The organism is Paenirhodobacter populi, assembly GCF_004022215.1.
GTDB lineage: Bacteria > Pseudomonadota > Alphaproteobacteria > Rhodobacterales > Rhodobacteraceae > Rhodobacter > Rhodobacter populi.
Genome location: NZ_SAUZ01000002.1, coordinates 54,681 through 80,490 on the forward strand (window position 1 = coordinate 54,681; position 25,810 = coordinate 80,490).

Sequence of the window (25,810 nt, forward strand, 5' to 3'; positions counted from 1 at the left end):
GCGAAATCAGCCGGGTTGCCGCGATTCAGCGCAACCGACGCGCACGGTGATCGCCGCCGCCCGGCGGGCGAGTTCGGCGGGCGCAAGATCCGCCGCCTGCGCGGGGGAGGCGGCCGGGCTGAGGCCGCGGGCCCGCAGCGCCTCGGCCACGGGTTTCGCCTGCACCGCCTCGCCCAGTCCCTCGGGCAGGATCCGGTCGGGGGTGGCGGGCAGGGCCATGCCCAGCACCGCGCCCGCCGCATCCAGCACCGGCCCGCCCGCGTCGCCGGGCAGCATCCGCACAGAAAGCCGGGCGTTCTGCGGCTGGCCGTCGATCCCGCTCGCCGCGCTGAGCGTGCCGAGGGTGACGACCGGCGCGGTCATCGCCTCGGGATAGGAAAAGCCGGCCAGCGCGATCTTGCCGCCGGGGGCGGGCAGGGGCGCGCGCAGCGCGGCGATGCCGGGCGGCACATGCGCCTGTTCCGGGGTCAGCACCGCGATGCCCAGATCCGGGTCGCGGAAGGTGATCTTCGCGGGCAGATCCTCGATCAGCGGGGTTTCGCACTGCGCGATCCCGGCGGCGGCGGTCAGCACCGCGCCCGAAGCGTCGATATAGAATCCCGATTGCGCCGGATGCGCGGGCGCGGGCAGGGTGCCGCGCGTCAGATCTTCCCGCCCGACGGACAGCGCCGGGCCGAGCGCGGGGTCCAGCGCCGCGGACCCGACGGGCCGGAAGCTCGCCTTCATCGCGGCCAGCGTGCGGCCCATCTGCGCCTCGGCGCTGGCGGGATAGGAAATCAGAAAGCCCTTGATCAGCCCGCCCGACAGGCCCGCCTGCGCATGGGCGTGGCGGTGGTCATCCGCGCCCTCCAGCGTGAAACCGTCGCGGTCGAGCTTCCGCTCCCCCGTCACCGGCATCAGCGACAGACTTTGCAGCGTGTCGTAAAGCCCGGCCAGCGCCGCCCGGTCGCCGGTGCGCGAGATCAGCAGCACCGTGACATCCGGGCCGGTGTAAAAGGCGAAGGGCGGGTCGTAACGGTCGAAATGCACCTGCGTCATCGGCAGGTCGATGCTGATCCCGGCCTTGTCGTCCACGATGGTTTGCAGGCCGAGCGCGGCACGCTCCGTCGTGACCCGCGCCAGCAGATCGTCGCGCTGCGCGGCCGAGAATACCCCCGTCGCCGGTGCCCCCTGCGCGTTTTGCCAACGGGCGATCGCGGCGCGCGTCCCCGGCCCATAGGCCCCGTCGATCGCGCCGTCATAGAAGCCCAGCCATTGCAGCGCCGATTGCAGCTCCATCCGCGCAGAGCGGCCCATCCGTGCCTCCGCCGCCTGCGATTCGGCGAGCGTTTCCGCGGGGACGCTGCCCTGCGGGACCACCGGCGCCGCCGGGGAGGCGGTTTCCAGCGGTTGGGGGGGCTCCTCCGGCGCGGGCCAGAACTGTTCCCGATAGCCCGCCTGATCGGCCAGATAGCTGTCCTCGGGAATCAGTCCTGCCGCGCGCAACGCGTCCAGCCGTGCCTGCGCCTCGGCGGGGTCCGCGAAGGGGCCGAGCGCCAGCGCATACCAGCCGGTGCGCATCCGGAAGCCGCCCAGATCGGAGAACCCCTCCGCCCAGTCCCGCGCCCGGTCGGCGGCGCGCGGCAGGTCGGGCTTCGCCTCGATCTGGATCCATGTCGGCTCGGCCCAGACCGACCCCGTCCAGATCATCCCCGCCGCCACGCCCGCCAGAATGCGGCCGACCGTCCGCCGAATGCCCGCCATCTGCTTCGTCCTCCTGCCCTTTGGCGGACAGGTTAGCAGGCCCCGTGGTGGCGTCATCCGAAAAGCGCCGAATTAAAGCCCCGAATTCCGGTGGCTTCTGACGGTGCGGAGGGTCAAGGCCCGTTGACCCCCGCGCCCCCCTTGCCTATGGAAAGGGCGCTTTCTTTCAGAGGTGGACCCCATGTCGAACCCGGCCCCGACGAACCCGGCCACATCGAACCCCGCCGCCCCCCGGTCGTTTCAGGACATCATCCTGCGACTGATGAACTACTGGGCGTCGAAGGGCTGCGCGATCCTGCAACCCTATGACATGGAGGTGGGCGCGGGCACCTTCCACCCGGCGACGACGCTGCGCTCGCTTGGATCCACGCCCTGGGCCGCGGCCTATGTGCAGCCCTCGCGCCGGCCGACCGACGGACGCTATGGCGAAAACCCGAACCGGCTGCAGCACTACTATCAATATCAGGTGCTGATCAAACCCTCGCCCGCGAACCTGCAGGAGCTTTACCTCGGCTCGCTCGCGGCCATCGGCATCGACCTCGCGCTGCACGATATCCGCTTTGTCGAGGATGACTGGGAATCCCCGACCCTCGGCGCCTGGGGCCTTGGGTGGGAGGTCTGGTGCGACGGCATGGAAGTCAGCCAGTTCACCTATTTCCAGCAGGTCGGCGGGCATGACTGCAAACCCGTCTCGGGCGAGCTGACCTATGGCCTCGAACGCCTTGCGATGTATGTGCTTGGCGTCGATCACGTCATGAACATGCCGTTCAACGACCCCGAGGCGCCGATCCCCCTGACCTATGGCGATGTCTTCCGGCAGGCGGAGGAACAATATTCCCGCTACAACTTCGACGCGGCGGATACCGAAATCCTGCTGCGCCATTTCGAGGATGCGGAGAAGGAATGCGAACACCTGCTGTCCTTCCCGGCCGAGGACCCGAATTCCGGCAAGCGTATCGTCATGGCCCAGCCCGCCTATGACCAGTGCATCAAGGCCTCGCATCTGTTCAACCTGCTCGACGCGCGGGGGGTGATCTCGGTCACCGAACGGCAGGCCTATATCGGCCGCGTCCGCGCGCTGGCGAAGAAATGCGCCGATGCCTTCGTGCAGACCCCGGCCGGCGGCTGGACCCCGGATACTTCCAAGGCCCCGGATACTTCAAAGGCGGAGAACTGATCATGCCCGATCTTCTGATTGAACTCTTCTCCGAGGAAATCCCCGCCCGGATGCAGGGGACCGCACGCGAAACCCTGCGCAAGATGGTGACCGATGGTCTGGTCGAGGCCGGCCTGATCTATGCCCATGCCGCCGCCTTTTCCACGCCCCGCCGCCTGACGCTGGCGATCGAGGGCCTGACCGCCGAAAGCCCGACGCTCCGCGAGGAACGCAAGGGCCCGCAGACCACCGCCCCCGAAAAGGCGATCGAGGGCTTCCTGCGCTCGACCGGCCTGACGCGCGACCAGCTTGAGATCCGCGACGACAAGAAGGGCCAGGTCTATTTCGCCGTGGTGACCAGACCCGGCCGGCAGGCGCCCGGGATCATCGCCGAGGTGCTGGAAAAGACGATCCGCACCTTCCCCTGGCCGAAATCCATGCGGTGGGGCGCGGGCAGCCTGCGGTGGGTGCGCCCGCTGCACGGCATCCTGTGCCTGCTGACCTCGGAGGCCGGGGCCGAGGTCGTGCCGCTCGACATCGACGGCATCCGCGCGGGCAACACCACGCGCGGCCACCGCTTCATGGCGCCGGACGAATTTTCCGTAACCTCCTTCGAGGATTATGCGGCAAAGCTGAAGTCCGCGAAGGTCGTGCTCGACAGCGCCGAGCGCGAAGAGATCATCTGGAACGAGGCGAAGACGCTCGCCTTCGCCCGTGGCCTCGAAGTGGTCGAGGACCGGGGCCTGCTGACCGAGGTCGCGGGGCTGGTCGAATGGCCCGTCGCGCTGATGGGCGACATCGCCGAGGATTTCCTCGCCCTGCCGCCCGAGGTGCTGCAAACCTCGATGAAGGAGCACCAGAAGTTCTTCTCGGTCCGCAATCCCGCCACCGGCCGGATCGAGGGCTTCGTCACCGTCGCCAACCGCGAGACCGCGGATAACGGCGCGACCATCCTCAAGGGCAATCTCAAGGTCCTGTCGGCGCGGCTCTCGGATGCGAAATTCTTCTGGGAACACGACCTGCGCGTGGTCCGGACCGAAGGGCTCGAAGGCATGGGCGCGGGGCTTGCGCATGTGACCTTCCACAACAAGCTCGGGAGCCAGGCCGAACGCATCGCCCGGATCGAGGCGCTGGCGCGCGAGATCGCCCCCCTGACCGGCGCGGCCCCCGATCTCGCGGCGCAGGCCGCGCGGGTGGTGAAATCCGACCTGCGCTCCGCCATGGTCGGTGAATTTCCCGAGCTTCAGGGCCTGATGGGCAGCTATTACGCCCGCGCCGAGGGCCTGCCCGATGCCGTCGCCGACGCCTGCAAAGGCCACTATTCGCCCCTCGGCCCCTCGGACGAGGTGCCGACGGACCCTGTGACCGTCGCCGTGGCGCTCGCCGACAAGATCGACACGCTCACCGGCTTCTGGGCGATCGACGAGAAACCCACGGGCTCCAAAGACCCCTTCGCGCTGCGCCGCGCCGCCCTTGGCGTAATCCGGCTGGTGCTTGGGAATGGGCTGCGGGTAAAGCTGGCGGACGTTTTCGCACCTAGGATTTCAGCTCATGTGGTAAATCGGTATTATTCTGGAAAGCTGGACGTATTGTCTGCTCTTTCAGATCTCCAGATTCCTGAAGACTTCAAGGAAGGAGCCGAGCTGCAGTTTAGCGGAAGTGTGAAAGCGATTGATCCAGATGACTATGCAAGTGCAGTTGAGCATTTCCCTGATCTCGCTGATAAGCTGCAAGACCTCCTCTCCTTCTTCCACGACCGCCTCAAGGTCTTCCTGAAGGAACAGAACATCCCCTATGACGTCATCGATGCGGTGCTGTCGATGCCCGGCGCCGATGACCTCACCCTCGTCGTGAAACGGGCCGAGGCGCTCACCGCCTTCCTCAAGACCGACGACGGCACCAACCTCATTCAGGGCTTCAAGCGCGCGAACAACATCCTCACGCAGGCCGAGGAAAAGGACGGCGTCGAATACAGCTTCGGCGCCGATCCGAAATTCGCCGACACGGCCGAGGAAAAGGCGCTCTTCGCCGCGCTCGACAGGGCCGAGGCCGCCATCGCCCCCGCTATGCAGGCCGAGGATTTCGCCGCCGCCATGGCCGCGATGGCCGCCCTGCGCGCGCCGATCGACGCCTTCTTCACCGCGGTGCAGATCAATGCCGATAACCAGATCCTCCGGCGCAACCGGCTGAACCTGCTGTCGCGCATCCGCCAGATCTGCCTCTCGGTCGCCGATCTGACGAAGGTCGAGGGCTGACCGGGCCCCCCCGTCGGCTTTCCATAAATATCCTCGGGGGGCGGGGCGAAGCCCCGGCGGGGGGCAGACGGCCCCCCGGCGACGGCGGGTCCGGGAGATGACCGCCGAACGGCGCGCGTGCCGGCGCGGTTTCCGGGCATCATGCGGGTGTCATACTTGCGAAACCCGCGGTTGTGCCTATCCTGCCCGCAGGACGGGAAGCGGGGACGGGGAGAAGGCTGCAATGCAGAAGCACGCGGATTTCGCCGAGTTCACCGAACTCGTGCCGACGGCGGCCATCAGGACGGAACGCCACGGCTGGCGGGCGAAATGCCTCCAGCGGCTGATCCGGCTTGATCTGCCGGTGCCACAGACGGTGGCGCTGCCCACCGAAACCGTGCGCGCCATCGCGGCCGGGCAGATGCCCGATACCGCCGGCATCGCGGCGATCTTCGGGCCGGATTTCCTCGTCTCGGTGCGATCGAGCCCGGAAAAGCCCGAATGGGGCGGGCCGGGAACGGTGCTGAACGTCGGCATGAACGACGCGGTCCACGCGCAACTGATCGATAGCCACGGGAAAGAGGCGGCCGATGCGCTCTACCTTCGGTTCGTGCAGATCTATGCGGTCAATGTCGCGCGGCTCGACCCGGACATGTTCCACGATGATCCCGGCCCGAAGGCGCTGGAAACCGCGCTGGCCCTCTACCGGGCCGAGACGGACGAGCCTTTCCCGCAATCCCCCGCCCGGCAGCTGGCCGAGGTGCTCCGCTCCATGGCCCGTGCGTGGGAAGGCACGACCGCGCGGCTTTTGCGGCAGGCCAAGGGCGCTCCGGCCGAGGCGCCGCTCGGCCTCGTGATCCAGCGCATGGCGCTTGGCATCGGGCCGGGGCTGTCGGGGTCCGGCGAAATCCAGTTCGTCGATTCCGTCACCGGCCTGCCGCGGATCACCGGCCGCTTCCGGGGGCAGAGCCAGGGGCGCAAGGCCTCGGAGGAGACGCTCTATCTGGTCCATGACCCGCGCGGCGCCTCGCTCGAAGAGGCGGATCCCGCGCTGTTCGCCCGGCTGGTCGAATATGGCGCGCGCTGCCGCGAACATCTGCGCGAGGAGATGCAGATCGAGTTCACCATCGAAAGCGGCGCGCCGATGCTGATCGACGCGGTGCGGGTGCGGCGCTCGGGCCGGGCCGCGGTGCGGATCGCGGTGACGCTGGCCGAAGAGGGCATCATCTCGCGCGAGGATGCGCTGTTGCGGGTCGAACCGCGCGCCCTGACCGAACTGCTGCACTATCAGGTCGATCCGCGCGGCGCGCAGGACCTGCTGGCGCGGGGCATCGCCGCCTCGCCCGGCGCGGCGACGGGGCGGATCGTCTTCACCGCAAGCGATGCGCAGGCCTCGGCGGCGCGGGACGAACCCTGCATCCTCGTGCGGCGCGAAACCGTGCCCGAGGACGTGCGCGGCATGCACGCGGCGGTGGCGGTGCTGACCGAGCGTGGCGGCATGACCAGCCATGCGGCGGTGATCGCGCGCGGGCTGGGTCTGCCCTGCATCGTCGGCTGCGCCGATCTGGCGGTCAATCCGCGCGACCGCACGGTGACGGCGCCCGACGGCCGGATCTTCCGCGAAGGCGATGTCTTCACCGTCGACGGCACCAATGGCACGGTGCTGGCCGGCGCGGCGGAGATGCTGGAACCCGCGCTCGACGACGGGTTCCGCACCTTGCTGCGATGGGCGGACAATGTGCGTGACATCGGCATCCGCGCCAATGCCGACACGCCGGACGACGCCCGCACCGCCCGGATGTTCGAGGCGGAGGGCATCGGCCTTGCCCGCACGGAACACATGTTCTTCGACGACGACCGCCTGACGCTGATGCGCGAGATGATCTTTGCCGACACGCCGAACGACCGGCGCATCGCGCTGGAACGTCTGCTGCCGATGCAGCGCGCCGATTTCACCGCGCTGTTCGAGATCATGGCGGGCCTGCCGGTCTGCATCCGTCTGTTCGACCCGCCCCTGCACGAATTCCTGCCGCATGACCGCGAAGGCATGCGCGAACTGGCCGAGGCGCTCGACCGCCCGCTCTCCGAAGTCACCCGCCGCTGCGAGGCGTTGCGCGAGTTCAACCCGATGCTCGGCATGCGCGGGGTGCGGCTTGGCGTCACCGTGCCGGAAATCTACGACATGCAGGCCCGCGCGATTTTCGAGGCCGCGGTCGAGGCCGGCCGGCGCGGCGCGCCCATCGTGCCCGAGGTGATGATCCCCCTCGTCTCCGCCGCGCGCGAGGTGGAAATCGTCAAGACCCGGATCGACGCCGTGGCCTCCGCCGTGCGGACCGAGATGAAGGCCGAATTCACCTGGCGGCTCGGCGTGATGGTGGAAACGCCGCGCGCTGCGCTGCGCGCCGGGGAAATCGCCCATCACGCGCATTTTTTATCATTCGGAACCAATGACCTGACGCAGATGACCTACGGGCTGTCGCGCGACGATGCCGGGCGTTTCATGTCGACCTATGTGAAACAGGGCGTCTACGCCGAGGATCCTTTCCACATTCTTGACGTCGAAGGGGTGGGGGAACTCTTGCTGATCGGCGCGAGCCGGGGCCGCGCGGCGCGCAGGGAGGTGACGATTTCGGTCTGCGGCGAACATGGCGGCAACCCCGAATCGATCGCCTTCTGCCGGGCGGCGGGGTTCGACTACGTCTCCTGCTCGCCCTTCCGGGTGCCGGTCGCACGGCTTGCGGCGGCCCATTTCGCCATTTTGGCGCCGAAGCCGAAAAAGCGTTCTTGACCGCCGAAAGCGCTCTGATTCCAGTGGTGTTTTCAGACGGTTGTCCTTAGCGTCGAAAAGGTGATCCCGATTTGATTCGGGTCTGGCAGGCCGCCGCGTCCGGCGGATTTCTGCCTGTTTTATGGTCGATAAGTGGACGGGGCACCCGGGTTCGGGTATTGCCCCCGGGTTCCGGTCGTTTGGGCCGGGGCGACGATCTTATCGGAAGATAAACATGTCAGTGCTGAAGAGCTGGACGGGGGGCGTCGTTGTCCTCCTTGCCCTTGCCGGAGGCTTGCGTGCCGAAGTTACGGTAAGCCAGTCCAACCTGCCCGAGGGTGTGATGCAATCGGGTCTCGTCTCCGTTCTGGTGCAGGAACGCGCCGGACTCGATGCGGTTCCGGATGATCATCTGTCGACGATGATGATTTCCGCCGCAGAAACCGAAGATACGCCGACCGCGCGGCTGACCGAGGCATGGCTGGCCCGCCAGCCCGATCCGGAAACCGAGACGCAGGTCGCCTGCCTCGCCAATGCGCTCTACCACGAGGCGCGGGGCGAAGGCGTCACCGGCCAGCAGGCGGTGGCCGAGGTCATCCTGAACCGCGTCGACGACAGCGCCTTTCCGCGCACCGTCTGCGGCGTGGTCAATCAGCGCGGCGGCGGCAGCTGCCAGTTCAGCTTCGTCTGCGACGGCCGGCCCGATACGCCGACCAATGCCGCGGCTTATCGGCAATCGCTGAAGATCGCGCGGGCGATGCTGGACGGGGCGCCGCGCACGCTCACCGACGGGGCCACCTATTTCCATACCAAGGCCGTCCGTCCGGTCTGGTCGAAGCGTTTCGTCAACACCGCGCAGATCGGCGCGCATCTGTTCTACCGAAAATCCCTGCGGACGGCATCGAACTGAGGTCGTTTGTCACCACTCATATGACGTTTCGGGGTGGGCTTCGGCCCGCCCCGTTTCTATATCGTGCGGGTCTAACCTGCAGGACGCCCAGCCGATGACCAATCCCGACACCACCCTTGCCTTCGCGCATCCCGAGGAACGGGCGATCGCCTCGGCCCCCACCGATCCGCGCGACCGGATCAGCCTGCGCGATCATGTCGTCAGCGCGGACATCGGCGCGTTTCAGCAGGAACGCGGGCATGGCCAGCGGTTGCGCTTCAACGTGGTGGTGGAGGTGCGCCCCGCGCCCGAGCCGCTGGACGACGACGTGGACCGCATCCTGTCCTATGACCGGATCACCGAGGCGATCTCGGCCGAGCTGGCGGCGGAGCGGCTGAACCTGCTCGAAACCCTCGCCGCGCGGGTGGCCGAGCGTATCTTGGCCGAACCGCAGGCGATGCGCGTTTTTGTCCGGATCGAAAAGCTCGACCGCGGCCCCGGCGCGCTCGGGGTGGAAATCGCGCGCTCGCGCGCCTCGGTCCCGGTGCAGGCGGGCGAAGGGCAGGAGACGCTGCATCCCGTCGTCGCCTGGCTGTCGAACGATGTGATCGCGGCACCCGACCTTCCGGCGCGGCTCGACCGGCTTGAGGCCTCCGGCGCGCCGGTGATCCTGGCCGTGGGCCTGCCCGAAGGCGCCGTGCCGGTCAGCGGGCAGAAGCCCACGCAGCGGCGCATCGACCTCCTGGCGATCGAGCAGAACGCCTGGGTGCTGGCCGCGCGCGATCCGCGCTGTGTCGTCGTGGCGACGCGCACGGAAATCGACTGGGCGATGCGGCGGCGGCAGATGGTGGTCTGGGCGCCGTCGAAGATCGTGCTCGACGCCGTCGACGGGCCGAAGGGCGCGGTGCGCGACGGGGTGGCGCTGGCGCTGTGGCTGGCCGAGCAGATGGCCGCCGCGCGGCTGGAGCTTCACGGCGATGTTTCAGCCCCGGCAGGAAGCCGCGTGCCGGTGGTGCCCGTCGCCGCCTGAGACTTGCCAAGCCGGGTCCCCGGCGCGATAGGGGGCGGCATGAAGCTCTATTACCGACCGATCGTCCAGACCGATGCTTCGCGTCCCGCGGATGCCCTGCCGCTGGCGGGGGGCTGGGGCTGGTTCACCCATGCCGAAAAGCTGAGCCGTGAGGGCAGCCTCGGCCTGATCCCCGCGCGCGATTTGCCCGAGGAGGTCGCCTTCCGCCTGAGCGCGCCACGCGCGCCGGTGGCGGGGCTGGATCTTTCCCGCCCGCGGATCATGGGTATCCTGAATGTGACGCCCGACAGTTTCTCGGACGGGGGGCGGTTCGACGCGGCGCAGGCGGCCATCGCGCGGGCGCGCGATCTGGCGGCGGCGGGGGCGGATATTCTGGACATCGGCGGGGAATCCACCCGCCCCGGCGCGGCCAAGGTTCCGGTCGCCGAAGAAATCGCCCGCACCGCGCCGGTGATCGCCGCGCTGCGTGACGGCGGGTATCGCACGCCGGTTTCCATCGACACGCGCAAGGCCGCCGTGGCCGCAGCGGCGCTGACCGCCGGAGCCGGTCTGGTGAATGACGTGACCGCGATGGACTTCGACCCGGCGATGGCGGCGACCGTCGCGGGGCAGGGGGCGCCCGTCTGCCTGATGCACGCACAGGGCGATCCCGCGACGATGCAGATCGCGCCGCATTACGAGGATGTGCTCCTCGACGTCTACGACTATCTGGAAGCCCGGATCGCGGCGGCCGAGGCGGCGGGCATCCCACGCGACCGGATCCTGACCGACCCCGGCATCGGCTTCGGCAAGACAATCGGGCACAACCTGACGCTCCTGCGCGGGCTGAGCCTGTTCCACGGGCTGGGCTGCGCGATCCTTCTGGGCGTGTCGCGCAAGGGCTTCATCGGCCGGATCGGTGGGGCTGGCGAGGCGCGCGACCGGATGCCCGGCACACTGGCCGTGACGCTTGCGGGGATCGCACAGGGGGCGCAGATCCACCGGGTCCATGACGTGGCGGAGATCGCGCAGGGGCTGCGGCTGTGGACCGCCATCAATCATAAAAACGAGGGGAACGAGCAATGACGCGGAAACTTTTCGGCACCGACGGCGTGCGCGGCGAGGCGAACAGCTGGCCGATGACGGCGGAAATGGCGCTCAAGCTCGGCGCGGCGGCGGGGCGGTATTTCCGCGTCGATCGCGGCAACGGGCACCGGGTGGTGATCGGCAAGGACACGCGCCTGTCCGGCTACATGCTGGAAAACGCGCTGACGGCGGGGCTGACCTCGACGGGGATGAACGTGCTGCTGCTCGGCCCGGTGCCGACGCCGGCGGTGGGCTATCTCACGCGCTCGATGCGGGCGGATCTGGGGATCATGATCTCGGCCAGCCACAATCCCTCGCAGGACAACGGCATCAAGTTCTTCGGCCCCGACGGGTTCAAGCTGTCGGACGAGGCCGAGGCCGAGATCGAGGCGATGGTCGCGGGCGAGATCCGTCTGGCGCAGCCGCAGAACATCGGCCGGGCGAAGCGCATCGACGATGGCGTCGGGCGCTATGTCGAATATGCCAAGACCACCTTCCCGGCGCGCGGCCGGCTGTCGGGGATGAAGGTGGTGATCGATTGCGCCAACGGTGCGGCCTACAAGGCGGCGCCCGAGGTGCTGTGGGAACTGGGCTGCGAGGTGATCCCCGTGGGCGTCACCCCGAACGGGCGCAACATCAACGAACGCTGCGGCTCGACCCATACCCGCACGGCGGCCGAGGCGGTGGTGGCGCATGGCGCGGATCTGGGCATCTCGCTCGATGGCGATGCCGACCGGGTGATGATCATCGACGAGAATGGCGAGGTCGCGGACGGCGACCAGATCATGGCGCTGTTCGCCGCGCGTTGGGCGGATGCGGGCAAGCTGCGCGGCGGCGCGCTGGTGGCGACGGTGATGTCGAACCTCGGGCTCGAACGGTTCCTGACGGCGCGCGGGCTGCGGCTCGAACGGACCAAGGTGGGCGACCGCTACGTGGTCGAACGGATGCGCGAGGGGGGCTTCAACCTCGGCGGCGAACAGTCGGGCCATATCGTCATGACGGATTACGCGACGACGGGCGACGGTCTGATGGCGGGGGTGCAGTTCCTTGCCGCGATGGCCGAGACGGGACAGAAGGCCTCGGAACTCGCGCGCCAGTTCGAGACGGTGCCGCAACTGCTGAAGAACGTGCGCTATGCCGCGGGGCAGGAGCCGCTGGACGCCGAGCCGGTCAAACAGGCGATCGCCGCGGCCGAGGAGCGCCTGAAAGGCCGGGGCCGCCTGCTGATCCGAAAATCCGGGACCGAGCCGCTGATCCGCGTCATGGCGGAATGCGGCGACGAAACGATCCTGAACGAGGTGGTGGACGATATCGTCGCGGCCGTCGAAAAGGCCGCCTGACGGCGCGAGTCATGCATCGAAGAGAGGGGGCCAGCCCCCTCTTGCCCGTGCCGGGCAATTCACCCCCGGGATATTTATGGAAAGATGAAGACGCATGAATTCGGCCGAGGTTGTGTCAAACCCGGATTCGGCGTCGCAACCGAGAATGCGGTTCTCCACAGTGGCGCCTGTGTCCAGATCGACGCTAGGGCCCGAGGTTGGCCTCACGAGGGAACTCGTTCTGCGTCACTGTCATGACGGCGCATTTTGAGGCAGCCCCGGCCCGGATGGTCTGCGGGACATGGCCCGGACCCTTCGTCCTTCACGATTGTCGGCCTTCCTGCCCGGAGCGCAGGCGCATCGCGGCGACCGAAACCTCCCTGCCCGTCGTTTTTCCATAAATATCCCGGGGGAGTCTCTGAAAGAGACGGGGGCAGCGCCCCCATCTCCGGTGCCGCAGCGATCAGTTGCGGTTCTTGTCGACCAGCTTGCCCTTGCCGATCCACGGCATCATGGCGCGCAGCTTTTCACCGATCTGTTCGATCGGATGCTCGTCGTTGATGCGGCGGGTCGCCTTGAAATAGGGCTGGCCGACGGCGTTTTCCTGCATGAAGTCGCGCACGAACTTGCCGTTCTGGATGTCGGTCAGCACGGCCTTCATGTTCTTCTTCGTCTCTTCGTAGGGCAGCACGCGCGGGCCGGAGACGTATTCGCCATATTCCGCGGTGTTGGAGATCGAATAGTTCATGTTGGCGATGCCGCCTTCGTAGATCAGGTCCACGATCAGCTTCATCTCGTGCAGGCATTCGAAATAGGCCATTTCCGGTTCGTAGCCGGCCTCGACCAGCGTCTCGAAGCCCATGCGGATCAGTTCGACCAGACCGCCGCAGAGCACCGCCTGTTCGCCGAACAGGTCGGTTTCGCATTCCTGCCGGAAGCTGGTCTCGATGATGCCCGAGCGGCCGCCGCCGATCGCCGAGGTGTAGGACAGCGCGATGTCCATCGCCTTGCCGGTCGCATCCTGCGCCACGGCCACGAGGCAGGGCACGCCGCCGCCCTTGACATATTCGCCGCGCACGGTGTGGCCCGGGCCTTTCGGCGCCATCATGATGACATCGACGCCCTTCTTCGGCTCGATCAGGCCGAAATGCACGTTGAGGCCGTGGGCGAAGGCGATCGCCGCGCCTTCGCGCAGGTTGTCGTGGACGTATTTCTTGTAGGTCTCGGCCTGCAGTTCGTCGGGCATGGTGAACATGATCAGGTCGGCCCAGGCGGCGGCTTCGGCGATGCCCATGACCTTCAGGCCCTCGCCCTCGGCCTTCTTCGCCGAGGCGCTGCCCTCGCGCAGCGCGACGACGACATTCTTCGCCCCCGAGTCGCGCAGGTTCAGCGCATGGGCATGGCCCTGCGAGCCGTAGCCCAGAATGGCGACCTTCTTGTCCTTGATCAGGTTCACATCGCAATCGCGATCGTAATAGACGCGCATGGCGTTCCTCCGTTGATGTTCTGCATGCAGGATAGGCGGAACGCGAAAGGGATCAGATCAATGATTGAGGAAATCGTCCTTCTGAGATAAAAATCATTCGCTAAAGAATGGAAAAGTGAAACGTTCATGCAACTGGACGATACCGACCGGCGCATCCTGCGCCATCTGCTGGCCGAACCGGGCATGGCGACGGCCGATCTGGCCGAGCGCGCGGGGCTGACCACGGCCACCTGCTGGCGCCGGATCGAGAGGCTGCGCGAGGGCGGCGTCATCAAGGGGATGCGCGCGGTGATCGACTGGCGCCGCTTGGGGTGGGAGGTGGAGGTCTCGCTGCGCTTCACCCTCGACAAGACCCATCCGCGCGCCTTCGACGAATTCCTCGCCGCCGCGCGCGAGGTGCCCGAGGTGCTGGAAATCCAGACCTTCCTCGGCCAGACCGACGTCCGCCTCAACGCCATCGCCCGCGACATGGCACATTGGCAGGAGATCTATCGTGAACGCATCCTCAACCTGCCGCATATCCAGGACACCGAGGCGCTGATGCTGATCTCCGCCATCAAGGATTCGGCGGAGCTGCCGCTGTGATCGCGCTTGACGACATGGACCGGGCGATCCTGCGGGCGCTGGAGGCGGATGCGACGCTGTCGGCGGGCGCGCTCGGGCGCAGGCTCGGTCTGTCGCAGCCGGCCTGCTGGCGCCGCATCCGGCGGCTGGAGGAGGAGGGCATCATCGCCGGGCGGCGGCTGGTGCTGGATCATGCGGCGGCGGGCTTCGGCGTGACGGTGTTCCTTGGCGTCAAGCTGGCGACCAAGGGCCGCGTCAGCCTTGAGGATTTCGAACGCGCCGTTACCGCCATCCCCGAGGTGCAGGTGGTGCAGCATGTGCTGGGCCTTTTCGACTACCGCCTGAAGGTCCGCGCCCGCGACATCGCGGATTTCGAGCGTGTCTTGCGCCGCCGGATCATGACCCTGCCGGGGCTGGGTCAGGTCGAGGCCAACGTGCTGCTGTCCGAGGAACGCCTGCCGGGCCCACTCGGCTGACTGCCTGTTTTTTCGGCATGCTGCCTCTGGCGCGGCGCGGAAGGCGGCTGCGGGATGGACGCCCCCGGCCTTCGCTTGTAGACCGGGGACGAGGGGAAGCGATGTTCGACACCACCAGCCAGACCGTCATGCAACGCGCCGAGGGCGAAGCCGCCGTGGCTTTCGCCGGCGGGCGGCTGTGCGGTCTGCGCCAGCGCGGCTGCGGCAAGGCGCTGCTGCCACGGGTGCGCGATGCGGTGCCCGAGGCGGTGTTCCTGAACACGGCGGGGGGGCTGACCTCGGGCGACCGGCTGTCCTACCGCACGGAGATCGCGGGCGGGCGGTTGATCACCACGACGCAGGCGGCGGAGCGCGCCTATCGCGCCGATCACGGCCCGGCGCGGGTCGCGGTGCGGCACGAGGTCGGGCCGGGCGGCTGGCTCGACTGGCTGCCGCAGGAAACCATCCTGTTCGACCGCGCCGATCTGGTGCGCGAGACGGTGATCTCGCTCGCGCCCGATGCTGGCTGCCTGATGCTGGAATCCGTCGTCCTCGGCCGTGCCGCGATGGGGGAGGTGGTGCGCGACCTGCGTTTCCATGACACCCGCCGGATCGAGCGGGCCGGGCGCCCGGTCTTCCTTGAACCGTTCCGGCTGGGCACCGCGCTGCTGACCGGCCCGCGCACCGCGATCCTTGGCCCGGCACGGGCCTTTGCGACGCTGGTGCTGTGCGCGCGGGGGGGCGAGGATGCGCTGGCCCCCGCCCGCGCCGCCCTGACGGTCGAGGGGGTCGAGGCCGCCGCCTCGGCCTTTGACGGCAAATGCGTGGTGCGGCTGCTGGCCCCCGACGGCTGGCCCCTGCGCAAGCAGATCCTGAAACTGATGGCGGTGTTGCGGCAGGGCGCCGCACCCCCCCGTGTCTGGCAAATATAGAGGGACAAGATGAACCTGAGCCCCCGCGAAAAGGAAAAGCTGCTGATCAGCCTTGCCGCGATGGTCGCGCGCAACCGGCTCGACCGCGGCGTCAAGCTGAACCACCCCGAGGCGATCGCCATCATCTCGGATTTCGTGGTCGAGGGGGCGCGCGACGGCCGCTCGGTCGCCGATCTGATGGAGGCGGGTGCCCATGTCATCACCCGCGACCAGTGCATGGAAGGCATCCCCGAGATGATCCATTCGATCCAGATCGAGGCGACCTTCCCCGACGGCACCAAGCTCGTCACCGTCCACCATCCCATCCGCTGAGGAGGCGCCCGTGATCCCCGGAGAAATCATTCCCGCCGCCGGCGACATCACCCTGAACGAGGGGCTGGACGCCATCACCCTGACCGTATCCAACACCGGCGACCGGCCGGTGCAGGTCGGCTCGCATTACCATTTCGCCGAGACGAACCCGGGGCTGGCCTTCGACCGCGATGCCGCGCGGGGGATGCGGCTTGATATCGCCGCCGGGACCGCCGTGCGCTTTGAACCGGGCCAGACGCGCGAGGTGCGGCTGGTGCCCTATCGCGGCGCGCGCGAGGTCTATGGGTTCAACCAGACCGTGATGGGCAAGCTGTGATCGGCCGGGCCGCCCTTGCCGTCCTGCTCGTGGCGCCCCTGCCGGCGCTGGCGCAGGGGGATTGTTCAAACGCCACCCAGCAGGTCGAGATGAACGCCTGCGCCGCCGCGGCCTACACTCAGGCCGACGAGGCGCTCAACGCCATCTACAAGCAGGCCGTCGCCGTGGCCAAGGGGCAGGGCGACGATGGGCCGAAGCTCCTGCTTGCGGCGCAGCGCGCCTGGATCGCCTACCGCGATGCCGCCTGCGCGGCCGAGGTTGCCCCCTATGCGGGCGGCTCGATCCAGCCGCTCGTGCAGGCGCAATGCCTGGAACGCCTGACCCGCGCGCGCAGCGAGGATCTGCGCGCCGCCTATCTTTCGAACTGAGAGGAAACCGGCATGCCCACGACCATTTCCCGCGGCACCTATGCCGACATGTACGGCCCCACCACCGGCGACCGGGTGCGGCTCGGCGATACCGACCTGATCATCGAGGTCGAGAAGGACTTCACCACCTATGGCGAAGAGGTGAAGTTCGGCGGTGGCAAGGTGATCCGCGACGGCATGGGCCAGTCGCAGATCTCCCGCGCGGGCGGCGCGGTGGATACCGTCATCACCAATGCGCTGATCGTCGACCATACCGGCATCTACAAGGCCGATGTGGGCCTGCGCGGCGGGCTGATCCATGCGATCGGCAAGGCCGGCAACCCCGACACGCAGCCGGGCGTCACCATCATCATCGGCCCGGGGACCGAGATCATCGCGGGCGAGGGCCGGATCCTCACCGCAGGCGGCATGGACGCCCACATCCACTTCATCGCGCCGCAGCAGGTCGAGGATTCGCTCTATTCCGGCGTCACCTGCATGCTGGGCGGCGGCACCGGCCCGGCGCACGGGACGCTCGCCACCACCTGCACGCCGGGGCCGTGGCATATGGAACGGATGCTTCAGGCGCTCGACGGGCTGCCGATGAACTTCGCGCTGGCGGGGAAGGGCAATGCCTCGCTGCCCGAGGCGTTGGTCGAGCAGGTGCGGGCCGGGGCCTCGTCGCTGAAACTGCATGAGGACTGGGGCACCACCCCCGGCGCCATCGACTGCTGCCTGTCGGTCGCTGACGACATGGACGTGCAGGTGATGATCCACACCGACACGCTGAATGAATCGGGCTTCGTGGAAAACACCCTCGCCGCCTTCAAGGGCCGCACCATCCACGCCTTCCACACCGAGGGCGCGGGCGGCGGCCATGCGCCCGACATCCTGCGTGTCGTGGGCGCGCCGAATGTCATCCCGTCCTCCACCAACCCGACGCGGCCCTATACCGGCAACACGCTGGAAGAGCACCTCGACATGCTGATGGTGTGCCACCACCTCGACAACAAAGTGCCCGAGGACGTGGCCTTCGCCGAAAGCCGCATCCGCAAGGAAACCATCGCGGCCGAGGATATCCTGCACGACATGGGGGCGATCTCGATCATCTCGTCCGACAGTCAGGCGATGGGCCGGGTGGGCGAGGTCATCACCCGCTGCTGGCAGACCGCCGACAAGATGAAGAAGCAGCGGGGACGACTGGCCGAGGAAACGGGCGAGAACGACAACCTCCGCGTCCGCCGCTATGTGGCGAAATACACGATCAATCCGGCGATCGCGCATGGCATGTCGCGGCACATCGGTTCGGTCGAGGTGGGCAAGCGCGCGGATCTGGTGCTCTGGGATCCGGCGTTCTTTGGCGCCAAGCCCGAGATGGTGCTGATCGGCGGCATGATCGTCGCGGCGCAGATGGGCGATCCGAACGGCTCGATCCCGGCGCAGCCGTTTTACATGCGGCCGATGTTCGGCGCCTTCGGCAAGGCGCTTGGGGCGACCTGCGCCACCTTCGTCTCGGCGGCGGCAGAGGCGGATGGGGTGAAGGCGCGGCTTGGCCTCGACAAGGCGGTGCTGGCTGTCGAGGGCACGCGCGGCATCGGCAAGGCGGACATGAAGCTGAACGCCGCATTGCCGAAGATCGAGGTGAACCCCGAAACCTACGAGGTCCGCGCCGACGGCGAATTGCTGACCTGCGAGCCGGCCCAAAGCCTGCCGCTCGCGCAGCGCTATTTCCTCTACTGAGGCGATCATGACGATACTTCCCAAAGCCGGGCGGGTGCTGCCCGCCGGCACATGGCAGGGCGCGGCGGATATCGTCGCGCTGGACTACGAGGGGCGCTTCCTGCGCCGCAAGCGGCTGGAAACGGCGGGCGGGATCGCGTTTCTGGTCGATCTGCCCGAAGTGACCAACCTGACGGGGGGCGAGGCCTTCGCGCTCGATGACGGCCGCCTGATCGAGGTGCGCCCGGGGCTGGAGCCCGTGCTGTCCGTCACCGGCGATCTGGTGCGGCTCGCGTGGCATATCGGCAACCGCCACACGCCCTGCCAGATCGAGCCCACGCGGCTGGTCATCCGGCAGGACCATGTGCTGAAGGCGATGCTGGAACAGCTTGGCGCCCGGGTGCGCGAGACGATCGAACCCTTCCGCCCCGAAGGCGGCGCCTATGGCATGGGCCGCACCATGGGTCATGACCATGGGGGGCACGACCATGGAGGCCATGATCTTGCGGGGCACGGCCATTCCCACGGGCCGGGGCATTTCCATGTCCATCCCTGAACAGGGCGGACCGCTGGGGCTGATGAGCCTTGTGCAATGGCTCTCCCCGGCGTTTCCGACCGGCGCCTATGCCTACAGCCACGGGCTGGAACAGGCGGTGGCGGCGGGGGATGTGCGCGATGCCGGGGGGCTGGAAAACTGGCTGTCGGACATCCTCGCCTGGGGAACGGGGTGGAATGACGCGGTGCTGATCGCCTGCGCGATGCGCGGCGAGGATCTGGCCGGGCTTGCCGATCTGGCCCGCGCGCTGTCGGGTTCGGCGGAACGCCTGCGCGAGACCGAGGAGCAGGGCGCCGCCTTTGCCGTCGCCCGCGCCGCCCTGACCGGCGAGGAGGCCGTGCCGCTGCCGCTGCCTCTGGCCGTCGCGCGGGCGGCGGCGGGGGTGGGGTTGCCGCGCCAGCAGGTGATCGCGCTCTATCTGCATGCCTTCGCCTCGAACCTCGTTTCGGCGGGAGTGCGGTTCATTCCGCTGGGGCAGGCGGCGGGGCAGAAGGTGCTTGCGGCGCTGCATCCGCTGATCGGCATCCTGTCGGAACGCGCGGTCGATGCGGGGCGCGACGATCTGGCGACCGCGGCCTTTCGCGCCGATCTGGGCGCGATGGCGCATGAAACGATGGATGTGAGGATTTTCAAGACATGAGCAACGGACCTTTGCGTGTGGGCATCGGCGGCCCCGTCGGGGTCGGCAAGACGACGCTGACCGAACAGCTGTGCCGCGCGCTGGCGGGGCGGCTTTCCATGGCGGTGGTGACGAACGACATCTACACCCGCGAGGATGCCGAGGCGCTGATGCGCGCGCAGGTGCTTCCGGCCGAACGGATCCGGGGGGTGGAAACCGGCGGCTGCCCGCATACGGCGATCCGCGAGGATGCCTCGATCAACCTCTCCGCCATTGCCGAGCTGAACCGGGAATTTCCCGATCTCGACCTCGTGCTGATCGAATCCGGGGGCGACAATCTTGCCGCCACCTTCAGCCCGGAACTCGCCGATCTGACGATCTATGTGATCGACACGGCGGCGGGGCAGGACATCCCGCGCAAGCGCGGCCCCGGCGTCACGCGGTCCGACCTGCTGATCGTGAACAAGACCGACCTTGCGCCCTATGTGGGCGTCGATCCGGTGCTGCTGGAAAGCGATACCCGCAAGGCGCGCGGCACGCGACCCTATGTCATGGCGCGGCTGCGGCAGGGGCAGGGGATCGACGAAGTCGTCGGCTTCCTCGAACGCGAAGGCGGGCTGCAACTGGCGCCGATTCCCGGCTGAAATCCGCCGTTTATTGACTGGCCGGTCAAGTTCAGATCAAAAAACAGGCGGATAACGGCGCTGTGTCTATTTGTAACGCATTTGCGACTATGTGTTCGGCCGCGCCTTGAGTCCTTTGCATGGCCGCCTTGCAGGGGTCCGGCAGACCCGGTTGAGTGACCCCACGGAGCCGCCCATGGCCCGTCGCACCAGCCGGTGCGGACGGAACACGAGAGGCGGGATGAGGGATAACCCAAGGGGAAACATGATGATAGGGATGCGGAATACATTCGCGGGCGCCGTGCTCGCCTCGTTGCTGGCAAGCGGCGCGGCCTGGGCCGAAGGCGACACGATCAAGATCGGCGTGCTGCATTCGCTTTCGGGCACCATGGCGATTTCGGAAACCACGCTGAAGGACACCGTCCTGATGCTGATCGACGAACAGAACAAGAAGGGCGGCATCAACGGCAAGAAGCTGGAAGCCGTCGTTGTCGACCCGGCGTCGGACTGGCCGCTTTTCGCCGAAAAGGCGCGCGAGCTTCTGACCGTCGACAAGGTGGACGTGATCTTCGGCTGCTGGACCTCGGTCAGCCGCAAGTCGGTCCTGCCGGTGATCGAGGAACTCAACGGCCTGCTGTTCTATCCGGTGCAGTATGAGGGCGAGGAATCCTCGAAGAACGTCTTCTACACCGGCGCCGCGCCGAACCAGCAGGCGATCCCGGCCACGGATTACTTCCTCGACGAACTGGGCGTCGAGAAATTCGCGCTCCTCGGCACCGACTACGTCTATCCGCGCACGACGAACAACATCCTGACCGCCTATCTGGAATCCAAGGGCATTCCGGAAAGCGACATCTTCGTCAACTACACCCCGTTCGGCCAGTCCGACTGGTCGAAGATCGTGGCGGACGTCAAGGCGCTCGGCGCGGACGGCAAGAAGGTCGGCGTGATCTCGACCATCAACGGCGACGCGAACATCGGCTTCTACAAGGAACTGGCGGCCTCGGGCATCTCGGCCGAGGATATTCCCGTCGTCGCCTTCTCGGTCGGCGAAGAGGAACTGTCGGGTCTGGGCGAGGGCGACCTCAAGAACCTCGTCGGCCAGCTTGCCGCGTGGAACTACTTCGAATCCGCCGACACGCCGGAAAATGCCGCCTTCATCGAACAGTGGCACGCCTTCACCGGCAATCCGAACCGCGTGACCAATGACCCGATGGAAGCCACCTATATCGGCTTCAACATGTGGGTGCAGGCGGTCGAACAGGCGGGCACCACCGATGTCGACAAGGTGTCCGAGGCGATGATCGGCCAGACCTTCCCGAACCTGACCGGCTCCACCGCCGAGATGCTGCCGAACCACCACCTGACCAAGCCGGTCCTGATCGGCGAGATCAAGGCAGACGGTCAGTTCGACATCATCAGCCAGACCGACCCGGTGCCGGGCGACGCCTGGACCGACTTCCTGCCCGAATCCGCCGTCCTTGAATCGGACTGGAAGGACCTGAAGTGCGGAATGTACAACACGGAAACCAAGTCCTGCGTGCAGCTCAAGTCGAACTATTGATCCTGTGACGGCGGCTTCGGCCGCCGCCCCTCCCCATTACCCGGGACCAGCCATGCGCAGCTTTCTTCTGGCGTTGACCGCGGGTCTGTGCCTTCTTTCCGTGCCCGCCGCCGTGCCCGCCTTTGCGCAGGATACCACGCCGCCCGCCGCCGAGACGGCCCCCCCGAGCGGACTTGCCAAGGTCATCGCCGACAATGCCGATGCGATTTCCCGCCCCTCGCGCCAGACCATCGGCCCGGTGGTCGATGCGATCGGCGCCTCGGGCGATCCGGGCACGGTCACCTTCCTGCAGGCCTGGGGCGCGCGCCAACTGGGCCTGCGCAAGTCCGACGGCGCGATCTTCCGCCTGTCGCCCTCGCCCGAGGGCTTCGCGCTGGCCGATCCCGTCACCGGCGCCGATGCCGGGACAGCGCCGAAATCCGACATCACCGAGATCAAGCCGAATGCCGGCGTGCAGGGGCTGATCGCCTCGGCGCTGGTGCGGTTCCAGCTGTCCGACCCCGATCCGGCCAAGCGGCGCGCCGCGCTCGACACGCTGGCGCGGCGGGGATCGGCGGAGAACCTCGAGCCGCTGCTTGAATCGATCGACGACGAACCCGATCCCGCGATCAAGGCGCAAAAGCAGCGCGTGGCCGGGCTGATGACCATCACCCACGGCGCGACGCCCGAAGCCCGCATCGCCGCGATCGAAAGTTTCGGCGGCGACATGGCGCTTGATTTCCGCGCCGCGCTGAACCCGATCCTCGCGACGACGCGCAAGGTCTTCACCGGCGCGCCCGAGGGAAATGTGGCGGCCGAGCTGAAACCCGGCCAAAGCGGCTTCAGCGCCGAGAATGCCTATGCCGTGCTGGTGGCCGACGGGCTCGCCCCCAAACGGCTGACCCGCACCGATCAGCGCGCCGCGCTGGAATCCCATATCGAGAACGGCATGGTCGGCGGCGTGCCGGTCGCCGCGCTGAACGATCCGGTGCAGCGCGACCGCGCCTATACCGTGCTCGAGGCGGCAGGCGACGTGCCCGCCGCCGCGACGGATGACGAGGTGGCGACGCTTGTCGCCGCGCACCGCTATGCCGATATCTACAACGAACCCGACAGCGCCGTCACCGACGCCGCCCGCAACGCGCTGAAATCCGTCTCGGTCAAGGTCGGCGCGATGCAGGGGCTGGACCTCGGGCTGGATGCGCTGTCGCTCGCCTCGATCTATTTCCTCGCGGCCATCGGGCTTGCAATCACCTTCGGGGTGATGCGGGTGATCAACATGGCGCATGGCGAATTCATCACCATGGGCGCCTATACGGGTTACGTGGTGCAGCAGCACATCACCGATTACACCCTGTCGATCATCGTCGCCCTGCCGCTCGCCTTCGCGGTCACCTTCGCGGCCGGCGTGGCGATGGAGCGGCTGGTGATCCGCTACCTCTACAAGCGTCCGCTGGAAACCCTGCTTGCCACCTTCGGGATCTCGATCGCGCTGCAGCAGGTGTTCAAGAACATCTTCGGCACGCAGGCACGGCCGCTGACGGCGCCCGGCTGGCTCGACGGCGCCTGGTCGCTGAACGACATCGTCTCGATCAGCTATATCCGCATCGCGATCTTCGTGCTGGCGCTGATCTTCCTCGCCGTCTTCCTGTTCATCATGAACCGCACCCGGCTGGGGCTTGAGGTCCGCGCGGTGACGCAGAACCCGTCGATGGCCGCCTCGATGGGCATCAACCCGGACCGGATCAACATGCTCTGCTTCGGGCTCGGCTCCGGCATCGCCGGCATCGCCGGCGTCGCCATCGGCCTCTTCGCCAAGGTCACCTCCGAGCTTGGATCCGAATATATCGTGCAGAGCTTCATGACCGTCGTGGTCGGTGGCGTCGGCAACATCTGGGGCACGCTCGCGGGCGCCACGCTGGTGGGCTTCCTGCAAAAGGGGATCGAGTGGTTCAACCCCTCGAACACGCTCGCCGCGCAGACCTACATGATCCTGTTCATCATCATCTTCATCCAGTTCCGGCCAAGGGGCATCATCGCCCTCAGGGGCCGCGCGGCGGGGGACTGATCATGCGGCACCTTTCCCCTTCATTCTTCCAAAAATATCCCACGGGGGTGCGGGGGTGTGAAACCCCCGCCTTGCAACGGCAGCCAAGATCGGAGGCACAGGCATGAAACCCGGCTTCATCGCAAAGAACCCCTCGGTTCTGATCTTCATCCTGATCCTCGCGCTGTTCACGCTTGGCGTGACGCTGCTGTCGAACGCCTATGGCACGGGGTTCGTCTCGACCTCGATGGTCAAGACCTTGGGCAAGACGTTGTGCCTGTGCCTCATCGCCATCGCGATGGATCTGGTCTGGGGCTATACCGGGATCCTCAGCCTCGGCCATTTCGCTTTCTTCGGGCTTGGCGGCTACATGATCGGCATGTGGCTGATGTATGCCCGCACCCGCGAGATCGTCGTATCCTCCGCCTCCGGCGCCCTGCCCATGACCCCGCAGGAGTTGAACGACGCCATCGCCTCGCAGGTCTTCGGGGTGGTGGGGTCAAGCCAGCTACCGTCGATCTGGCATTTCGCCGGATCGCTGCCGATGCAGCTGCTGTTCGTCGTGCTGGTGCCGGGGCTGCTCGCCTTCGTCTTCGGCTGGCTGGCGTTCCGTTCGCGCGTCACCGGGGTCTATCTCTCGATCCTGACGCAGGCGATGACGCTGGCGCTGTCGCTCTACCTGTTCCAGAACGATTCCGGCCTGCGCGGCAACAACGGCCTGTCGGGGCTGCAGAACATCCCCGGTGTCACGGCGGGGCAGGATGCGCTGTCGGTGTGGTTCCTCTGGGCCTCCGCCGTCGCGCTCGGGCTTGGCTATGTGCTGTCGGCTTTCATCGTCTCGGGCAAGTTCGGCTCGGTCATGCGCGGCATCCGCGATGACGAGGCCCGCGTGCGCTTCCTCGGCTATTCGGTCGAGACCTACAAGCTCTTCGTCTTCACCCTGACGGCGGTGATCGCGGCGCTGGCGGGCGCGCTCTATTACCCGCAGGCGGGGATCATCAACCCGGCCGAGATGTCCACCGTCGCCTCGATCTACCTTGCCGTTTGGGTGGCCATCGGCGGGCGCGGGCGGCTGTATGGCGCGGTGATCGGCGCGGCCTTCGTCTCGATCATCTCCACCTGGTTCACCGGCGGGCGGGTGCCGAACATCAACCTCGGATTCTACACGATCAACTGGGTGGACTGGTGGCAGGTGCTGCTGGGGCTCAGCTTCGTTCTGGTCACGCTCTTCGCGCCACGCGGCCTGTCCGGCCTGATCGACCTGATCGACGGCCTGCGCGCGCCGAAACGCGGCGGCGATCCGCTCGGCCCCGATGACGGCGCCCTGCAGGAGAAGGAAGCCGAGGCATGAGCGCGCTTCTGGAAGTCACCGGTATTTCCGTCAGCTTCGACGGCTTCAAGGCGATCAACAACCTGTCGTTCGAGATCGGCCCGGCCGAGCTGCGCGCCGTGATCGGCCCGAACGGCGCCGGCAAGACCACCTTCATGGACATCGTCACCGGCAAGACCCGCCCGGACGAAGGCCGCGTCCTCTGGGGCGAGAAATCCATCAACCTGCTGAAACTGAACGAGGCGCAGATCGCCCGCGAAGGCGTCGGCCGCAAGTTCCAGCGCCCCACGGTGTTCGAGGACCAGACCGTCACCGAAAACCTGATGATGGCGCTGAAGGCGCGGCGCAACCCGTTCTCGGTGCTGTTCTGGCGCCCTTCCGGCGAGGATCACGCCCGCGTCGCGGCGGTGGCGAAACAGGTGGGGCTGGGCGATCAGCTCGACCGCAAGTCGGGCGAACTCAGCCACGGGCAAAAGCAATGGCTGGAAATCGGCATGCTGCTGGCGCAGGAACCGCGCCTGCTCTTGGTCGATGAACCGGCGGCCGGGATGACGCTGGCCGAACGCGAACAGACCACGGCGCTGCTGGTCGAGCTGTCGAAAACGCGCGCCGTCGTCGTGGTGGAACATGACATGGAATTCGTCCGGCGGCTCGATTGCCGGGTGACGGTGCTGCACGAGGGATCGGTTCTGGCGGAAGGGTCGCTTGACCACGTCACCTCGGATCCGAAGGTCATCGAAGTTTATCTGGGGCGCTGA

23 protein-coding genes are annotated in these 25,810 nt (G+C 67.3%); 21 read left to right on the forward strand and 2 right to left on the reverse strand.

The window, feature by feature from the left end:
- Positions 1-6: 6 nt before the first annotated feature.
- Entirely contained in the window at positions 7-1,743 is a 1,737-nt protein-coding gene (locus D2T30_RS01965; protein WP_164884182.1) for a serine protease, read from the reverse strand.
- Positions 1,744-1,924: 181 nt separating this feature from the next.
- Here D2T30_RS01965 and D2T30_RS01970 point away from each other — a divergent pair, with 181 nt between their 5' ends.
- The 7 genes from D2T30_RS01970 (at position 1,925) to glmM (ending at position 12,224) form a co-directional block, all read left to right on the forward strand.
- Positions 1,925-2,920, forward strand: coding sequence for a glycine--tRNA ligase subunit alpha (locus D2T30_RS01970; protein ID WP_128207424.1), 996 nt, complete (start codon positions 1,925-1,927; stop codon positions 2,918-2,920).
- A 2-nt stretch (positions 2,921-2,922) separates the two neighbouring features.
- Positions 2,923-5,154 (forward strand): glycine--tRNA ligase subunit beta, encoded by a 2,232-nt coding sequence (gene glyS / locus D2T30_RS01975; protein ID WP_128207425.1) that lies wholly within the window; start codon positions 2,923-2,925, stop codon positions 5,152-5,154.
- A 223-nt stretch (positions 5,155-5,377) separates the two neighbouring features.
- The gene (locus tag D2T30_RS01980) at positions 5,378-7,921 is read left to right on the forward strand and encodes a putative PEP-binding protein (RefSeq protein WP_128207426.1); all 2,544 of its coding nucleotides are present in this window, start codon (positions 5,378-5,380) and stop codon (positions 7,919-7,921) included.
- Between the two features lie 214 nt (positions 7,922-8,135).
- Positions 8,136-8,810 (forward strand): cell wall hydrolase, encoded by a 675-nt coding sequence (locus D2T30_RS01985; RefSeq protein ID WP_128181121.1) that lies wholly within the window; start codon positions 8,136-8,138, stop codon positions 8,808-8,810.
- Between the two features lie 94 nt (positions 8,811-8,904).
- Entirely contained in the window at positions 8,905-9,819 is a 915-nt protein-coding gene (locus D2T30_RS01990) for a dihydroneopterin aldolase (RefSeq protein ID WP_128207427.1), read from the forward strand.
- Positions 9,820-9,858: 39 nt separating this feature from the next.
- Positions 9,859-10,884 carry a dihydropteroate synthase gene (gene folP, locus D2T30_RS01995; RefSeq protein WP_128207428.1) on the forward strand — a complete coding sequence of 342 codons (1,026 nt, stop codon included), beginning with the start codon at positions 9,859-9,861 and terminating at the stop codon, positions 10,882-10,884.
- Entirely contained in the window at positions 10,881-12,224 is a 1,344-nt protein-coding gene (gene glmM, locus D2T30_RS02000; protein ID WP_128207429.1) for a phosphoglucosamine mutase, read from the forward strand. The genes folP and glmM overlap by 4 nt, the downstream gene beginning before the upstream one ends.
- Positions 12,225-12,666: 442 nt before the next feature.
- On the opposite strand, the gene ilvC is transcribed toward glmM, so the two are convergent.
- A complete protein-coding gene (gene ilvC, locus D2T30_RS02005) occupies positions 12,667-13,689 on the reverse strand; it encodes a ketol-acid reductoisomerase (RefSeq protein WP_128181113.1) in 1,023 nt (340 codons plus the stop codon).
- 126 nt (positions 13,690-13,815) lie between these two features.
- On the opposite strand from ilvC, the gene D2T30_RS02010 reads away from it, so the two are divergent.
- From D2T30_RS02010 to urtD, 14 genes are all read left to right on the forward strand, one after another.
- Entirely contained in the window at positions 13,816-14,274 is a 459-nt protein-coding gene (locus D2T30_RS02010; RefSeq protein ID WP_128181111.1) for an Lrp/AsnC family transcriptional regulator, read from the forward strand.
- A complete protein-coding gene (locus D2T30_RS02015; protein ID WP_128207430.1) occupies positions 14,271-14,729 on the forward strand; it encodes an Lrp/AsnC family transcriptional regulator in 459 nt (152 codons plus the stop codon). Before D2T30_RS02010 ends, D2T30_RS02015 begins: the two co-directional genes overlap by 4 nt.
- Positions 14,730-14,830: 101 nt before the next feature.
- Positions 14,831-15,640 carry an urease accessory protein UreD gene (locus tag D2T30_RS02020; RefSeq protein WP_128207431.1) on the forward strand — a complete coding sequence of 270 codons (810 nt, stop codon included), beginning with the start codon at positions 14,831-14,833 and terminating at the stop codon, positions 15,638-15,640.
- A 9-nt stretch (positions 15,641-15,649) separates the two neighbouring features.
- Positions 15,650-15,952: an urease subunit gamma gene (locus D2T30_RS02025; RefSeq protein ID WP_128181105.1), complete on the forward strand. Its 303-nt coding sequence runs from the start codon at positions 15,650-15,652 to the stop codon at positions 15,950-15,952.
- A gap of 10 nt (positions 15,953-15,962) precedes the next feature.
- On the forward strand, positions 15,963-16,268 hold the full coding sequence (locus D2T30_RS02030; protein ID WP_128207432.1) for an urease subunit beta: 306 nt from the start codon (positions 15,963-15,965) through the stop codon (positions 16,266-16,268).
- Positions 16,265-16,636 (forward strand): lysozyme inhibitor LprI family protein, encoded by a 372-nt coding sequence (locus D2T30_RS02035; RefSeq protein WP_241648271.1) that lies wholly within the window; start codon positions 16,265-16,267, stop codon positions 16,634-16,636. The genes D2T30_RS02030 and D2T30_RS02035 overlap by 4 nt, the downstream gene beginning before the upstream one ends.
- Positions 16,637-16,648: 12 nt before the next feature.
- Positions 16,649-18,355, forward strand: coding sequence for an urease subunit alpha (gene ureC, locus D2T30_RS02040; protein WP_128207433.1), 1,707 nt, complete (start codon positions 16,649-16,651; stop codon positions 18,353-18,355).
- 7 nt (positions 18,356-18,362) lie between these two features.
- Complete coding sequence (locus tag D2T30_RS02045; RefSeq protein ID WP_128207434.1) at positions 18,363-18,890, forward strand: urease accessory protein UreE; 528 nt, start codon at positions 18,363-18,365, stop codon at positions 18,888-18,890.
- Complete coding sequence (locus tag D2T30_RS02050; protein ID WP_128207435.1) at positions 18,877-19,530, forward strand: urease accessory protein UreF; 654 nt, start codon at positions 18,877-18,879, stop codon at positions 19,528-19,530. Before D2T30_RS02045 ends, D2T30_RS02050 begins: the two co-directional genes overlap by 14 nt.
- Positions 19,527-20,153 (forward strand): urease accessory protein UreG, encoded by a 627-nt coding sequence (gene ureG / locus D2T30_RS02055; protein ID WP_128181095.1) that lies wholly within the window; start codon positions 19,527-19,529, stop codon positions 20,151-20,153. The genes D2T30_RS02050 and ureG overlap by 4 nt, the downstream gene beginning before the upstream one ends.
- Before the next feature lie 247 nt (positions 20,154-20,400).
- Positions 20,401-21,696 carry an urea ABC transporter substrate-binding protein gene (gene urtA, locus D2T30_RS02060; protein ID WP_128207436.1) on the forward strand — a complete coding sequence of 432 codons (1,296 nt, stop codon included), beginning with the start codon at positions 20,401-20,403 and terminating at the stop codon, positions 21,694-21,696.
- 52 nt (positions 21,697-21,748) lie between these two features.
- The gene (urtB, locus tag D2T30_RS02065) at positions 21,749-23,743 is read left to right on the forward strand and encodes an urea ABC transporter permease subunit UrtB (protein WP_128207437.1); all 1,995 of its coding nucleotides are present in this window, start codon (positions 21,749-21,751) and stop codon (positions 23,741-23,743) included.
- A 103-nt stretch (positions 23,744-23,846) separates the two neighbouring features.
- Complete coding sequence (gene urtC / locus D2T30_RS02070) at positions 23,847-25,073, forward strand: urea ABC transporter permease subunit UrtC (protein WP_128181089.1); 1,227 nt, start codon at positions 23,847-23,849, stop codon at positions 25,071-25,073.
- Positions 25,070-25,810: an urea ABC transporter ATP-binding protein UrtD gene (gene urtD, locus D2T30_RS02075; protein WP_128207438.1), complete on the forward strand. Its 741-nt coding sequence runs from the start codon at positions 25,070-25,072 to the stop codon at positions 25,808-25,810. The genes urtC and urtD overlap by 4 nt, the downstream gene beginning before the upstream one ends.

What these genes read in the sequence shown, in the direction of transcription:
- urtD (WP_128207438.1), top strand. Translation starts at nt 25,070, where the DNA reads ATGAGCGCGCTTCTGGAAGTCACCGGTATTTCCGTCAGCTTCGACGGC.
- D2T30_RS01985 (WP_128181121.1), top strand. Translation starts at nt 8,136, where the DNA reads ATGTCAGTGCTGAAGAGCTGGACGGGGGGCGTCGTTGTCCTCCTTGCC.
- D2T30_RS01965 (WP_164884182.1), bottom strand. Translation starts at nt 1,743, where the DNA reads ATGGCGGGCATTCGGCGGACGGTCGGCCGCATTCTGGCGGGCGTGGCG.
- ureC (WP_128207433.1), top strand. Translation starts at nt 16,649, where the DNA reads ATGCCCACGACCATTTCCCGCGGCACCTATGCCGACATGTACGGCCCC.
- D2T30_RS02020 (WP_128207431.1), top strand. Translation starts at nt 14,831, where the DNA reads ATGTTCGACACCACCAGCCAGACCGTCATGCAACGCGCCGAGGGCGAA.
- D2T30_RS02010 (WP_128181111.1), top strand. Translation starts at nt 13,816, where the DNA reads ATGCAACTGGACGATACCGACCGGCGCATCCTGCGCCATCTGCTGGCC.
- D2T30_RS01970 (WP_128207424.1), top strand. Translation starts at nt 1,925, where the DNA reads ATGTCGAACCCGGCCCCGACGAACCCGGCCACATCGAACCCCGCCGCC.
- folP (WP_128207428.1), top strand. Translation starts at nt 9,859, where the DNA reads ATGAAGCTCTATTACCGACCGATCGTCCAGACCGATGCTTCGCGTCCC.
- D2T30_RS02025 (WP_128181105.1), top strand. Translation starts at nt 15,650, where the DNA reads ATGAACCTGAGCCCCCGCGAAAAGGAAAAGCTGCTGATCAGCCTTGCC.
- D2T30_RS01990 (WP_128207427.1), top strand. Translation starts at nt 8,905, where the DNA reads ATGACCAATCCCGACACCACCCTTGCCTTCGCGCATCCCGAGGAACGG.
- D2T30_RS02045 (WP_128207434.1), top strand. Translation starts at nt 18,363, where the DNA reads ATGACGATACTTCCCAAAGCCGGGCGGGTGCTGCCCGCCGGCACATGG.
- glmM (WP_128207429.1), top strand. Translation starts at nt 10,881, where the DNA reads ATGACGCGGAAACTTTTCGGCACCGACGGCGTGCGCGGCGAGGCGAAC.
- urtB (WP_128207437.1), top strand. Translation starts at nt 21,749, where the DNA reads ATGCGCAGCTTTCTTCTGGCGTTGACCGCGGGTCTGTGCCTTCTTTCC.
- D2T30_RS01980 (WP_128207426.1), top strand. Translation starts at nt 5,378, where the DNA reads ATGCAGAAGCACGCGGATTTCGCCGAGTTCACCGAACTCGTGCCGACG.
- urtC (WP_128181089.1), top strand. Translation starts at nt 23,847, where the DNA reads ATGAAACCCGGCTTCATCGCAAAGAACCCCTCGGTTCTGATCTTCATC.
- glyS (WP_128207425.1), top strand. Translation starts at nt 2,923, where the DNA reads ATGCCCGATCTTCTGATTGAACTCTTCTCCGAGGAAATCCCCGCCCGG.
- ureG (WP_128181095.1), top strand. Translation starts at nt 19,527, where the DNA reads ATGAGCAACGGACCTTTGCGTGTGGGCATCGGCGGCCCCGTCGGGGTC.
- ilvC (WP_128181113.1), bottom strand. Translation starts at nt 13,689, where the DNA reads ATGCGCGTCTATTACGATCGCGATTGCGATGTGAACCTGATCAAGGAC.
- urtA (WP_128207436.1), top strand. Translation starts at nt 20,401, where the DNA reads ATGATAGGGATGCGGAATACATTCGCGGGCGCCGTGCTCGCCTCGTTG.
- D2T30_RS02050 (WP_128207435.1), top strand. Translation starts at nt 18,877, where the DNA reads ATGTCCATCCCTGAACAGGGCGGACCGCTGGGGCTGATGAGCCTTGTG.